This window comes from Exiguobacterium sp. s152 (assembly GCF_018618335.1).
GTDB classification, from domain to species: domain Bacteria; phylum Bacillota; class Bacilli; order Exiguobacteriales; family Exiguobacteriaceae; genus Exiguobacterium; species Exiguobacterium chiriqhucha.
Window position 1 is genome coordinate 1 of sequence record NZ_JACSLX010000010.1, and the last position, 12812, is coordinate 12812.

General features: G+C 51.5%; 12 protein-coding genes, 1 rRNA gene and 1 other annotated feature. All 13 genes read left to right on the plus strand.

Features of this window, described 5'->3' with window-relative positions; all coding sequences use genetic code 11:
• The first annotated feature begins 70 nt into the window (after positions 1 to 70).
• The 13 genes from rrf to KNP72_RS13800 all read left to right on the plus strand — a co-directional run bounded on the left by rrf (position 71) and on the right by KNP72_RS13800 (position 12790).
• Positions 71 to 186, plus strand: a 5S ribosomal RNA gene (gene rrf / locus KNP72_RS13740).
• Between the two features lie 147 nt (positions 187 to 333).
• Entirely contained in the window at positions 334 to 801 is a 468-nt protein-coding gene (locus KNP72_RS13745) for a CtsR family transcriptional regulator (RefSeq protein ID WP_021066575.1), read from the plus strand.
• Between the two features lie 19 nt (positions 802 to 820).
• Entirely contained in the window at positions 821 to 1255 is a 435-nt protein-coding gene (locus KNP72_RS13750) for a UvrB/UvrC motif-containing protein (RefSeq protein ID WP_029594416.1), read from the plus strand.
• Complete coding sequence (locus KNP72_RS13755) at positions 1255 to 2298, plus strand: protein arginine kinase (RefSeq protein WP_021066577.1); 1044 nt, start codon at positions 1255 to 1257, stop codon at positions 2296 to 2298. Before KNP72_RS13750 ends, KNP72_RS13755 begins: the two co-directional genes overlap by 1 nt.
• 24 nt (positions 2299 to 2322) lie before the next feature.
• The gene (gene clpC / locus KNP72_RS13760; protein ID WP_029594418.1) at positions 2323 to 4758 is read left to right on the plus strand and encodes an ATP-dependent protease ATP-binding subunit ClpC; all 2436 of its coding nucleotides are present in this window, start codon (positions 2323 to 2325) and stop codon (positions 4756 to 4758) included.
• Between the two features lie 54 nt (positions 4759 to 4812).
• Complete coding sequence (gene radA, locus KNP72_RS13765; RefSeq protein WP_021066579.1) at positions 4813 to 6189, plus strand: DNA repair protein RadA; 1377 nt, start codon at positions 4813 to 4815, stop codon at positions 6187 to 6189.
• Between the two features lie 115 nt (positions 6190 to 6304).
• Entirely contained in the window at positions 6305 to 7369 is a 1065-nt protein-coding gene (locus KNP72_RS13770) for a PIN/TRAM domain-containing protein (RefSeq protein ID WP_021066580.1), read from the plus strand.
• Positions 7370 to 7427: 58 nt separating this feature from the next.
• Complete coding sequence (ispD, locus tag KNP72_RS13775; protein ID WP_214834055.1) at positions 7428 to 8108, plus strand: 2-C-methyl-D-erythritol 4-phosphate cytidylyltransferase; 681 nt, start codon at positions 7428 to 7430, stop codon at positions 8106 to 8108.
• Positions 8105 to 8578, plus strand: a complete 474-nt coding sequence (ispF, locus tag KNP72_RS13780; RefSeq protein WP_214834058.1) for a 2-C-methyl-D-erythritol 2,4-cyclodiphosphate synthase — start codon at positions 8105 to 8107, stop codon at positions 8576 to 8578. The genes ispD and ispF overlap by 4 nt, the downstream gene beginning before the upstream one ends.
• A gap of 45 nt (positions 8579 to 8623) precedes the next feature.
• Positions 8624 to 10081 carry a glutamate--tRNA ligase gene (gene gltX / locus KNP72_RS13785; RefSeq protein WP_214834073.1) on the plus strand — a complete coding sequence of 486 codons (1458 nt, stop codon included), beginning with the start codon at positions 8624 to 8626 and terminating at the stop codon, positions 10079 to 10081.
• Positions 10078 to 10281 (plus strand) — a binding site (T-box leader). (Overlaps the previous gene by 4 nt.)
• Before the next feature lie 49 nt (positions 10282 to 10330).
• Positions 10331 to 11020, plus strand: a complete 690-nt coding sequence (gene cysE / locus KNP72_RS13790; protein WP_214720354.1) for a serine O-acetyltransferase — start codon at positions 10331 to 10333, stop codon at positions 11018 to 11020.
• On the plus strand, positions 10989 to 12386 hold the full coding sequence (gene cysS / locus KNP72_RS13795; RefSeq protein WP_214834061.1) for a cysteine--tRNA ligase: 1398 nt from the start codon (positions 10989 to 10991) through the stop codon (positions 12384 to 12386). The genes cysE and cysS overlap by 32 nt, the downstream gene beginning before the upstream one ends.
• Complete coding sequence (locus tag KNP72_RS13800; protein WP_214755081.1) at positions 12383 to 12790, plus strand: Mini-ribonuclease 3; 408 nt, start codon at positions 12383 to 12385, stop codon at positions 12788 to 12790. The genes cysS and KNP72_RS13800 overlap by 4 nt, the downstream gene beginning before the upstream one ends.
• Positions 12791 to 12812: the final 22 nt, after the last annotated feature.

Here is a 12812-nt window from a genome sequence, read left to right on the forward strand (position 1 = left end):
AGGCTTTGATCTAGTCTAAGGTTTGTGTGAATTGATGAGTCTTCAGTTTTGAGAGAACGATCTCTCTATGTCTGGTGGCGATGGCGAAGCGGCCACACCCGTTCCCATGCCGAACACGGAAGTTAAGCGCTTCAGCGCCGAAAGTAGTTGGGGGTCTCCCCCTGTGAGGATAGGACGTTGCCAGGCCAACGCGAAAGACGATCAAGCATCCGCTTGATCGTCTTTTTTCTGTTTAAAGCGGTGTCGCAGTTGCGACATCGCTTTTCGTTTGCCTTTTTTTGAATCAATGATAGAATATAGTCAAAAGTCAAAGATGGTCAGAGGGTGGTGGAGATGAGAAACATATCGGATGTAATCGAACAGTATTTAAAACAAGTGCTGAAGGAGAGCCAGGCCGAAGCAATCGAGATTAAACGGCAAGATATTGCCAAGCGTTTCGAATGTGTTCCGTCTCAAATCAACTACGTCATTAATACTCGCTTTACGGTCGAGAAGGGCTATCTTGTCGAAAGTAAGCGTGGAGGCGGGGGATATATTCGCATTCGCCGCGTGATTTTACATGAAAAGCAAGACGTGTTGGTCAGCTTGATGGATATTTTACAAGACCATCCTCGTCTTTCCGAACAGCTTGTCGAGAACATCTTGATTCGCTTATTTGAAGAAGGGATGTTGAGTGAGCGGGAAGTGCGCTTGTTGTACCATTTATTGTCTGATGAAGCGCTTGGGTTACACGCTGACGATCGTCACTTGATTCGAAGACAACAGTTACTCGCATTAATGAAGTTACTTAGTTACCATTGACCGACGGAGGCATAAAGAGATGTTATGCGAACGATGCAAACGGCGACCTGCCATCAATGAGATCCAAGTAGTCGAGAACGGGATACCGGTGACGAGACGACTATGTCGCCAATGTACAGTCGAACTGATGGCAGGTTACGTGCCAGCCGTGAAACGGTGCCCGGGCTGTCAATTGACACAAACTGAATTAGCTCATCTTCGAAAAGCGGGCTGTACCACTTGTTATACCGTCTTTCGTGAAGAATTGATTAAAATCACACGTCAGTATCAACAGGGCCATGATGAACATGTAGGTTCGATGCCAGATGCGTTACGGACTCCCGACGAGCGAATTGAAGAGCGACTTGCAAAGTTAGCAGGGGAGTTGGAACGAGCCGTCGAACAAGAAGATTATGAACGCGCAGCCAGGCTGAAAAAAGAGATCAATCAATTGAAAGGGCGAGGTGAGGCGTGATGGAGTCTTATCTTAAACATCCACTTGGTCCTAAAATGAGAGAGCGAGCCAAGTTGGATGATTTGGTCATCTCGACTCGCATTCGTCTAGCGCGCAATTTAAAAGACACCGTCTTTTCTCCTGTATTATCGGAGGAAGGACAGCAACAACTTTGTGAACGGATTGAAGCGTCACTTGGAGGATTGCAAGGTTTTGAGTATTTGCATATGGGTGCTTATGATCAGGTGACCCGACAAGCGCTCGTTGAAAAGCATTTGATTAGTCCTACGATTGCCGCGAAAGAACAAAGTGCCGTCTTTTTAAGTGATGATGAGACGATCAGCGTACTCATCAATGAAGAAGACCATTTACGAATTCAAACGCTACTCCCAGGTTATCAAGTAGAAGAGGCTTTCGAACTGGCAAGACGTGTCGATGCTCTCTGTGGGGAATCCCTTCCTTACGCATTTGATGAACAGCTAGGTTATTTGACAACATGTCCGAGTAATATCGGGACGGGTTTACGAGCCTCGGTGATGCTTCATCTGCCAGGATTGACGTTGACCGGACGGATAACTCCTATTCTAAAAGAACTTCGGAAGCTCGGATATACGATTCGGGGACGTTACGGGGAAGGCAGTGATGCGGCGGGGCGACTGTTCCAATTATCGAACCAACGCACGTTAGGGAGCCATGAAACCCAACTGTTAACCGACTTCATGGAGATTACGGAACAAGTCATTCAGGCAGAGCGACAAGCCCGCGAAGAGTTATTGGCTCGCAACCAGGACGAGTTAGAAGATCAGTTTTATCGCTCGTATGGGATTTTACGTTATGCAAAACTGCTATCATCAACAGAAGCTGTCGAACGCCTATCCGATCTTCACTTGGCGAGTGACCTGGGTATTTTATCGGATTGGAGTCCACCTCAGTTTCACGAATTGATTGTAAAGCTTCAATCAGGTTTCCTACAAAAGCATTTCGGGAAAACATTATCTACGAAAGAACGAGATCGCGAACGTGCGACGCTCGTTCGTCGAACGTTAGATCATGGGTTAGTTTGATCCAACTTTAAGGAGGTTTTGTCAATGATGTTTGGTCGATTTACAGAACGAGCTCAGCGCGTATTAGCTTTAGCACAAGAGGAAGCAGTACGGCTTGGCCATCATAATATCGGTACGGAGCACATTTTACTCGGACTTGTTCGCGAGGGAGAAGGGATTGCCGCTAAGGCACTGTTCGCTCTCGGACTTACGTCTGAAAAGATTCAGCAAGAAGTGGAGGCACTCATCGGACGAGGTTCAGAAAACGGATCGACGATTCACTATACGCCACGTGCGAAAAAAGTGATTGAGCTATCGATGGATGAAGCACGGAAACTTGGTCACTCTTATGTCGGGACTGAACACATTCTCCTCGGCGTCATTCGTGAAGGAGAAGGGGTGGCAGCCCGAGTCTTGAACAACCTTGGGATCAGCTTGACGAAGGCGCGTCAGCAAGTGCTCCAGCTCTTAGGAAACACTGAGTCGTCAGCTAATGCATCACAACCAGGTACAAGTGCTGCTACACCGACGCTTGACGGCTTAGCTCGTGACTTGACACAGCAAGCGCGAGAATCCCGTCTTGATCCGGTCATCGGTCGCTCAGGCGAAATCCAACGTGTCATCGAAGTGTTATCACGCCGGACGAAAAACAACCCGGTCCTCATCGGGGAACCAGGGGTCGGGAAGACGGCAGTCGTCGAAGGGCTCGCCCAACAGATCATCAACAATGAAGTGCCGGAAACACTTCGGAATAAGCGCGTCATGGTGCTCGATATGGGTACACTCGTCGCTGGAACGAAGTACCGCGGTGAATTTGAAGATCGTTTGAAAAAAGTGATGGATGAGATTCGCCAAGCTGGGAACGTCATTCTCTTCATTGACGAGTTGCATACGTTAATTGGTGCTGGGGGTGCAGAAGGTGCTATCGATGCATCGAATATTTTGAAACCGTCGCTAGCACGTGGCGAACTTCAATGTATCGGTGCGACGACACTCGATGAGTATCGGAAATATATCGAGAAGGATGCCGCGCTCGAACGTCGCTTCCAACCAATTCAAGTCAATGAACCGACGACGGATGAGGCAGAACAAATTCTCTTCGGGTTACGTGACCGTTACGAGGCGCACCATCGCGTCACAATCACAGATGAAGCGATTCATGAGGCCGTCGTTCTCTCGGACCGCTACATCTCGGACCGTTTCCTTCCAGATAAAGCGATTGACCTCGTCGATGAGGCTGCTTCGAAAGTAAGACTTCGCTCGTTTACAGCACCGCCGAACTTGAAAGAGCTTGAGGCTCGTCTTGAATCGATTCGTAAAGAAAAAGATTCAGCTGTACAGAGTCAAGAGTTCGAGAAGGCTGCCTCACTACGCGATACCGAGCAGAAACTTCGAGATGAACTCGAACAGCTCAAATCGGAATGGCAGAATAAGCAAGGGAACGAAAAACTCGAAGTAACGAAAGAAGATATCGCGCAAGTCGTCGCTAACTGGACAGGTGTACCGGTGACGAAGATTGCCGAAGAAGAGACAGATCGTCTCCTCAAACTCGAATCGATTCTCCACGGCCGAGTCATCGGTCAAGATGAGGCTGTCAAATCGATTTCGCGGGCGATTCGCCGGGCTCGTGCCGGATTGAAAGATCCGAAACGTCCGATTGGTTCGTTCGTCTTCCTCGGACCAACTGGTGTCGGGAAAACCGAGTTGGCTCGGGCTGTGGCTGAAGCGTTGTTCGGTGACGAAGACGCCATCATCCGAATCGACATGTCGGAGTACATGGAGAAACACGCGACGAGTCGTCTCGTTGGATCGCCTCCAGGTTACGTTGGTTATGAAGAAGGCGGTCAATTGACAGAGAAGGTTCGCCGCAAGCCATATTCGGTCATCTTGCTTGATGAGATTGAAAAGGCTCACCCTGAAGTGTTCAACATCTTGCTCCAAGTGCTCGATGACGGTCGCTTGACTGACTCGAAAGGGCGTACGGTCGACTTCCGGAATACGGTCATCATCATGACGTCAAACGTCGGTGCAGCAGCGCTCAAACGGAACAAATATGTCGGGTTCACCGTTGAAGATGATGTGAAGCGTGAATATACGGAAATGAAGGATAAAGTTATGGAAGAGTTGAAGAAGGCGTTCCGTCCCGAGTTCTTGAACCGGATTGACGAGATTACCGTCTTCCACTCGCTCCAAAAAGAACACATCCAAGAAATCGTCAAACTTATGGCCGAGACACTTACAAAACGTCTCGGAGAACAAGGGATTGATTTCAGCTTGACGGAATCGGCGCTCGAGAAAATCGCCGAAGTCGGGTACGATCCGGAATACGGGGCTCGTCCACTCCGCCGTGCGCTCCAGCGTGAGGTTGAGGACCGACTCTCAGAAGCGATGCTCAGTGGCAGCATCACAAAAGGCAGCAAAGTGGCGCTCGATGTACAAGATGGCGAATTCGTCGTCCGTAATGAAGGTGTCGTTCAGTAACTACAAGGCTCCCTCTCTCGTGTGAGGGAGCTTTTTTAGACGGAAAGGAACATCATGGCAAAAATTAAAACGAAGTACGTATGTCAGTCATGTGGATACGAATCCGCAAAATGGATGGGACGTTGCCCAGGTTGTAACGAGTGGAATACGCTCGTCGAAGAATTTGTCGAAGAGAAAAAGGCGAAGCGGGGAGCCGCATTCGTCCATAGCTCCTCGAGGCAGTTGAAGCCAGAACGTCTGTCGGACGTCGTGTCGCAAGAAGAGACGCGCGTCCATACGAATAGTCAAGAGTTTGACCGTGTGCTTGGGGGCGGGATTGTCCCGGGCTCGCTCGTCCTCGTCGGTGGGGACCCGGGAATCGGGAAGTCGACGATTCTGCTTCAAGTGAGTGCCCATTTGGCTCATAGTGGACGGAAAGTGCTCTATATTTCCGGGGAAGAATCGCTCAAACAGACGAAACTCCGAGCCGAACGGCTCGGTCTGCCGACTGAAGACTTATATGTCCTCGCAGAGACGGACATGTTGATGATTGAACGGGTCATCGATGAAGAAGAACCGGGGTTCGTCATCATCGACTCGATTCAAACCGTTTATATGGATGAAATTCAATCAGCGCCAGGTAGTGTCGCTCAAGTCCGAGAATGTACGGCGGCGCTCATGAAAATCGCTAAAACGCGAGGAGTGGCCGTCTTTATCGTCGGTCACGTGACGAAACAAGGTTCGATTGCCGGCCCTCGTCTGCTCGAGCATATGGTGGATGCGGTCCTTTACTTTGAAGGGGAGCGTCACCATACGTTCCGAATTTTACGGGCCGTCAAAAACCGATTTGGATCGACGAACGAGATTGGCATCTTTGAAATGAAAGAAGGCGGGCTCGAAGAAGTGCTCAATCCGTCTGAAATCTTCCTGGAAGAACGAACTGCTGGCGTCTCGGGCTCTACCGTCGTCGCATCGATGGAAGGGACGCGGACCGTGCTCGTCGAGTTACAGGCACTCATCTCGCCGACCTCGTTCGGGAACCCGCGCCGGATGGCGACCGGGATTGACCAGAACCGGGTCGCACTTCTCATGGCCGTGCTCGAGAAGCGTTCGGGTCTCTTGCTCCAAACGCAAGACGCTTATTTGAAGGCGGCCGGGGGCGTTAAATTGGACGAACCGGCCATCGACTTGGCCATCTGTATTTCGATCGCGTCAAGCTTCCGGGACCGTCCGACCCGTCCGACGGATGTATGTATCGGTGAAGTCGGTTTGACCGGTGAGGTACGGCGTGTGTCACGGATTGAGCAACGTGTCGCTGAAGCGGCCAAGCTTGGTTTCACCCGGGCCATCATTCCGAAAAACAACCTCGGGGGCTGGACGGCCCCGCCTGGTATCGATGTCGTCGGTGTCAGTACTGTCGATGAAGCGCTCCAACTCGCTATCCCATTCTGATGGGGCGCTTCCGGCAGTTTTTAACGCTTTGTAACGAACGCTTTCAAAAGAACCGTGTTACAATGAAAGTGTTAATTTCTTGAAATTTTAATTCATAATGAAGGAGGTGGAATGAGTGAAGATTGCTGTACGAATCGGATTTATATTGATCGGACTCGTCGTCGGTTGGTTCGGAATTATCGAAGCGATGTTGCTATTAGGCGACCTTGGTGTGAGTGTACCGGCTTGGTTGACGATTCCTTACGTTGCTAGTTTGATTGGTGGACTTATCTTCTTCATTCTTAGTTTGTTCTTGACCGATGGGGTCGTTAAATTTATCCGTTTTATCGAAGAACGGCTTGTCCGTTTGCCGGTCGGCGATATTTTGTTTGGCTCGATCGGATTGATTATTGGTTTGTTGATCGCCTTTTTGATCAGCGTCTCGTTAGAAGTGACGAATATCTTCTTGCTCAGCAAGATTGTACCGATTTTTGTGACCGCTCTGTTCGGTTACTTCGGCTTTGCCGTCGGTTACCGGAAGCGGAATGAATGGATTAAACTGTTCGTCAAAAGTGAACGAGAGAAGCCGGCCGCGGAACCATTGCGCCGCTCGAACGATAAAATTTTGGATACGAGCGTCATCATTGATGGTCGAATCGCTGATATCTCGAAGACTGGTTTCATCGAAGGGACACTCATCGTGCCGCAGTTCGTCATCGGTGAGCTTCAATATATTGCGGACTCGTCGGATACGCTGAAGCGTAACCGGGGCCGTCGCGGTCTAGATATTTTAAAAGAGTTACAAGACAACGATCGGATCGAAGTGGAAATCTATGATGGGGACTTTGAAGACGTCGCCGAAGTGGATATCAAATTGATCAAATTGGCCGAATTGAAAAAAGGCATCGTCGTCACGAACGACTACAACTTGAACAAAGTGTGTGAAGTTCGGAACGTCCCAGTATTGAACATTAACGATTTGGCCAACTCGGTCAAACAAATCGTCATTCCAGGAGAAGAGATGGTCGTGACGGTCATTAAAGAAGGAAAAGAACAAAATCAAGGTGTCGCCTATCTCGAAGATGGCACGATGGTCGTCGTTGAAGGTGGGCGCAAGCTGATCTCGAAGACGTTACCCGTTGTCGTCACGAGCGTGCTTCAGACGTCGGCTGGCCGCATGATTTTTGCTCGTCCTGAATAAATAAGTGGAAAAAGAGACGCATCGGCGCTCTCTTTTTTCGCGAAAAGGGGTGAATGGAATGGTACGCTATACGGTTGTCATTCCGGCCGCAGGAAAAGGAAAGCGGATGGGAGCCGATGAGAATAAGTTGATGCTGACGCTGCAAGGAAAACCGATTATCGTCTGGACCGTGGCAGCGTTCGCGAGAGATGCATGGTGCGCGCGCATCGTGCTCGCGGTGCGTCCTGAGGAGCAAGCGTGGTTCGAGCAGCAGTTGCGTCACGTCCAAATCCCGATTACATATGTAACGGGTGGGGAAGAACGACAACAGAGCGTTCGAGCCGGATTGCAAGTCGTCAATCCCGAAGATGTCGTCTTAATTCATGACGGGGCACGGCCATTTGTGCGCCTTGACCAACTTCATGCCATCGCCGAAGCGGCCAAGACGGCAGGGGCGATTCTCGCTGTTCCGGTCAAAGATACGGTGAAACAAGTGACGGACGGACACATCACGCAGACGGTGCCGCGTGAGGCACTATGGTTGGCGCAGACGCCCCAAGCGTTTCCGGCAGGCGCCATTCAAGCCGCCCATGAGCGGGCAGAAGCTGCTCGTTTTACCGGGACGGATGATGCCAGTCTATTCGAATGGAGCGGGCAACGGGTGACGATTATCCCGGGGGATTATGACAACATTAAAATGACGACCCCGGAAGATTTATTATTTGGTGAAGCGATTTTAACGAAGGAGGACTATCGATGAGAATCGGACAAGGATTTGATGTACATGCGTTCGCCGAAGGGCGTCCGCTCATTTTAGGGGGAATCGAGATTCCACACGACCGCGGCCTGCTTGGCCACTCGGATGCGGACGTCTTATTGCATACGATTGCCGACGCAGCGCTCGGAGCGATTGCGGCGGGGGATATCGGCAAGCATTTCCCGGATACAGACCCGGAGTTTAAAGACGCCGACTCGAAAGTGTTGTTGCGACACGTCTGGCAGCTCGTCAAAGCGGAAGGATACGTGCTCGGCAACGTCGATGCGACCGTGATGGCGGAGCGTCCGAAACTGCGGACGTATATCGATGACATGCGAGCGGTGATTGCTGACTTGCTCGAGGCGGACATCGGCCAAGTGAACGTCAAAGCGACGACGACTGAAAAACTAGGCTTCACCGGACGTGAAGAAGGAATTGCCGCCCAGGCGGTCATCCTGCTCAACCGTGCTTGACAAAAGTGGTATACTATTTGGGCAGAAGAGAAGAAAGGTGGAAATATTATGAGTGAAGTGCGCGTACGCTATGCGCCGAGTCCGACGGGTCACCTTCATATTGGGAACGCCCGGACCGCGCTATTTAACTACTTGTATGCTCGCCATGCAGGCGGGAAGATGATTCTTCGAATCGAGGACACGGACCAAAAACGGAACGTGGAGAACGGTGTCGAAAGCCAAATGAAGTACTTGGAATGGCTCGGGATCGATTGGGATGAAGGTCCAGGCCGCGGCGGCGACCACGGTCCTTACTTCCAAATGGAACGACTCGACCTATACAATAAATACGTGAACGAGTTGATGGACAACGGACTCGCGTATAAGTGCTATATGACGTCGGAAGAACTCGAGGCGGAGCGTGAGGCTCAAATCGCGCGTGGTGAAGCACCACGGTATTCGGGTGCCCACCGTAACTTGAGCGACGAAGAGCGGGCTGCTTTCGAAGCCGAAGGACGGAAACCGTCGATTCGGATTCGTGTACCGGAGTCGGTCACGTACAAGTGGACCGATGTCGTCAAAGGTGACGTCTCGTTCGAGTCGAAAGACTTCGGCGACTGGGTCATCGTCAAACAGGACGGTATCCCGACGTACAACTTCGCCGTCGTCGTCGACGACCACTTGATGAAAATCAGCCACGTGTTGCGCGGGGACGACCATATCGCCAACACGCCGAAACAGATGATGGTCTATGACGCACTCGGTTGGGACTATCCGGCGTTTGGTCATATGACGTTGATTTATAACGAGAGCCATAAGAAGTTATCGAAGCGTGATGAGTCGATCATTCAGTTCATCGAACAATACGCTGATCTCGGATACCTTCCGGGGGCACTCTTTAACTTCATCTCGCTCCTCGGCTGGTCGCCGGTCGGAGAAGAGGAAATCTTCACGAAAGACGAGTTCATCGAGATGTTTGATGCGGGTCGTCTGTCGAAGAGCCCGGCCGTCTTTGACCAACAGAAGCTTGCTTGGATCAACAGCGTCTATATGAAACAGGCTTCGCTTGACGAAGTGGTGGCACTCAGTTTACCATTCTTACAAGAAGCAGGACGTTTACCGAACGCCTTGTCGATGGAACAAGCCGATTGGGCGACAGCGTTGATCGCCCTCTATAAAGAACAAATGACACACGGTGCTGAAATCGTGACGTTGACAGATCTGTTCTTTAAGGATGAGGTCGAATACGACGAAGAGGCCAATGCGGTCCTCGCTGGCGAAACGGTACCGGCTGTCCTCGCCGAGTTCAAGACTCAACTTGAAGCAATCGAAGACTTCACGCCGGAAGCCGTCAAAGCAGCGACGAAAGCGACACAAAAGGCGACTGGCCAAAAAGGAAAGAACTTGTTCATGCCGATCCGGGTCGCGACGACCGGGCAGACGCACGGACCAGAGCTTCCGAACGCCATTTCACTGATTGGCAAAGAGCGTGTCTTGGCACGTCTCACAACATTATTAGCTTAAAGGCAACGATGAGGAAAGTAAGCGGTATGACACTTAACAGAGACTAGAACCTAGGCTGGAAGTTCTAGAAGCGTCCCCCGTCGAAGTGCACCTCGGAGCCGTTCCGGCGATACGTAGTCGGGACCGCGACTCGGCGTTAACGAGACATGAGAGGGGAACTTTCCCAAACAGAGTGGAACCGCGCTTACGGCGTCTCTGTGCCTTGGCACAGGGGCGTCTTTGTTTTTGATATGGAAAAGGAGAACAATTATGGGATTTTGGAAAAGTGTACGGGCCGACATTCAAAATGTGCTCGAACTTGACCCGGCTGCTCGCTCAAAGGCGGAAGTTGTCTTAACGTATCCAGGATTGCATGCGCTTTGGGCGCATCGACTCGCACATGGCCTATGGAAACGTAATGCGAAGCTGTTAGCCAAGTTGATTGCGCAGACGAGTCGTTGGTTAACGGGGGTGGAAATTCACCCGGGGGCAGTCATTGGCGAACGGCTGTTCATCGACCATGGGTTTGGGATTGTCATCGGCGAGACGGCGATTGTCGGCAATGACGTCACCATTTATCAGGGCGTGACGCTCGGCGGAACGGGAAAAGAAAAAGGAAAACGTCACCCGACGATTGGGAACGACGTGTTGATTTCGGCCGGTGCGAAAGTGCTCGGGAATATTACGATTGGTGATTGCGCCAAAATCGGGGCGAGTTCCGTCGTCTTAAAAGACGTCCCGTCCGACTCGACCGTTGTCGGGATTCCAGGCCGGGTCGTCATCCGGAACGGCGAGCGGGTCAAACAGCATGACCTCGATCACCGCTTCCCCGACCCGGACCGCGAGTGCCAAGAGCGGCTGGAACGTGCTGTCGCTCAGCTAGAAGACAAACTTGCTTCATTAGAGAAACGGATGGAGGAGAATACACATGATTCAGTTTTACAACAGCCTCACGAATAAAAAAGAGCCGTTTGTACCAATCGTACCTGGGAAAGTGTCGATGTATGTATGTGGACCGACCGTTTACAATTACATCCACGTCGGCAACGCCCGTCCGGCGATTGCCTTTGATACGGTCCGCCGTTACTTGACATACCGGGGCTATGACGTCAAATACGTCCTCAACTTCACAGATGTCGACGATAAAATCATCCGGACCGCCAATGAGCTAGGAGAAGACGTCGGGACGTTGACGAATCGGTATATCGACGCGTATTTGGCAGACACAGGTGCCTTGAACGTGTTACCGGCGGACGTCCACCCGCGTGTCACGGACACGATGGAAGAGATTATCACGTTCATCCGCGAACTCGAGACACAAGACTTTGCGTATGAAGCAGGCGGGGACGTCTATTTCCGGACGCGCAAGTTTGAGACGTACGGCAAACTGAGCCAGCAGTCGATTGAAGACTTACGCGCAGGCTCACGCGTCGACGTCGGGGAGAAGAAAGAAGACCCGCTCGATTTCGTCCTATGGAAAGCTGCGAAACCAGGTGAGCCGGCATGGGAAAGTCCATGGGGGCAAGGTCGTCCAGGCTGGCACATCGAGTGCTCGGCGATGGCAAAAAAACACCTCGGCGCGACGATTGATATTCACGCCGGGGGGCATGATCTCAAATTCCCGCACCATGAGAACGAGATTGCCCAGTCGGAGGCATGCAACCATACGAAGTTCGCCAACTATTGGCTCCATAACGGATTCATCAATATCGAGAACGAGAAGATGTCCAAATCGCTCGGCAACTTCCTGCTCGTCCACGAAGCGTTGAAAGAAGTCGATGCGATGGTACTCCGCTTCTTCATGTTATCGGTCCATTATCGCCACCCGATCAACTACAGTCGTGAGTTGATTGAACAAGCGGCGAACGGATGGGACCGCATCAAAGAAGCGTACCAAAACGTCGAGTACCGCCTGTCGGTCACAGCCGGCCTTGAAGAGCCGAGTGAGGCGATGGAACGTAAGCTCGCGACGATTAAAACCACGTTCATCGAAGCTATGGATGACGATATTAACACGGCGAACGCGGTGACGGTCTTATTCGACTTGGCGCGTGAAGCCAACATTTACGCAAAGGCGGACCACGTCTCGAAAACGACGTTGGAACACGTAATCGCCCTGTTCGAAGAGTTGACGGGCGTACTCGGTTTAACGATTGCGAACGAAGTGGAATTGCTTGACGCGGAAATCGATCAATTGATTCAAGAACGGAACACGGCCCGGGCAGAGCGGAACTTCGCGCGTGCCGATGAGATTCGTGACTTGTTGAAAGAGCAGAACATTCAACTCGAAGATACGGCCCAAGGGGTGCGGTGGAAGCGGTCATGAAACAACAGGCTCCTCAACTGAACGCTCTCGCCCTCGCCTACATGGGGGACGCCGTCTATGAGATGGCGGTACGCAAACGACTACTCGGACAAGGAATGACGAAGCCGAACGATCTCCACCGCGGCGCCATCCGCTATGTAAATGCGGGCGCACAGGCCGGGGTCGTGACCCACTGGCTCGAGACAGGATTTTTAAGCGAGGACGAAACGGCCATCGTCCGCCGTGGGAAGAATGCGAAATCCGGTTCAATCCCGAAGCGGACAGATGTTCATACGTATCGTTACTCGACCGCGTTCGAAGCATTGATTGGTTACACATACCTAATGGAAAGAAGGGATCGTCTTGAAGAACTCATCGAACAAGCGTTCACATGGCTCGAAACCGAGTCATTCGAAACGACATGACGGAGCAAGGGAGCAACGCTCA

Bases quoted from the DNA above. Each gene is read 5' to 3' on its own strand.
- clpC (WP_029594418.1), top strand. From the start codon at position 2,323: ATGATGTTTGGTCGATTTACAGAACGAGCTCAGCGCGTATTAGCTTTA.
- radA (WP_021066579.1), top strand. From the start codon at position 4,813: ATGGCAAAAATTAAAACGAAGTACGTATGTCAGTCATGTGGATACGAA.
- KNP72_RS13750 (WP_029594416.1), top strand. From the start codon at position 821: ATGTTATGCGAACGATGCAAACGGCGACCTGCCATCAATGAGATCCAA.
- ispF (WP_214834058.1), top strand. From the start codon at position 8,105: ATGAGAATCGGACAAGGATTTGATGTACATGCGTTCGCCGAAGGGCGT.
- cysS (WP_214834061.1), top strand. From the start codon at position 10,989: ATGATTCAGTTTTACAACAGCCTCACGAATAAAAAAGAGCCGTTTGTA.
- cysE (WP_214720354.1), top strand. From the start codon at position 10,331: ATGGGATTTTGGAAAAGTGTACGGGCCGACATTCAAAATGTGCTCGAA.
- KNP72_RS13800 (WP_214755081.1), top strand. From the start codon at position 12,383: ATGAAACAACAGGCTCCTCAACTGAACGCTCTCGCCCTCGCCTACATG.
- ispD (WP_214834055.1), top strand. From the start codon at position 7,428: ATGGTACGCTATACGGTTGTCATTCCGGCCGCAGGAAAAGGAAAGCGG.
- KNP72_RS13755 (WP_021066577.1), top strand. From the start codon at position 1,255: ATGGAGTCTTATCTTAAACATCCACTTGGTCCTAAAATGAGAGAGCGA.
- KNP72_RS13745 (WP_021066575.1), top strand. From the start codon at position 334: ATGAGAAACATATCGGATGTAATCGAACAGTATTTAAAACAAGTGCTG.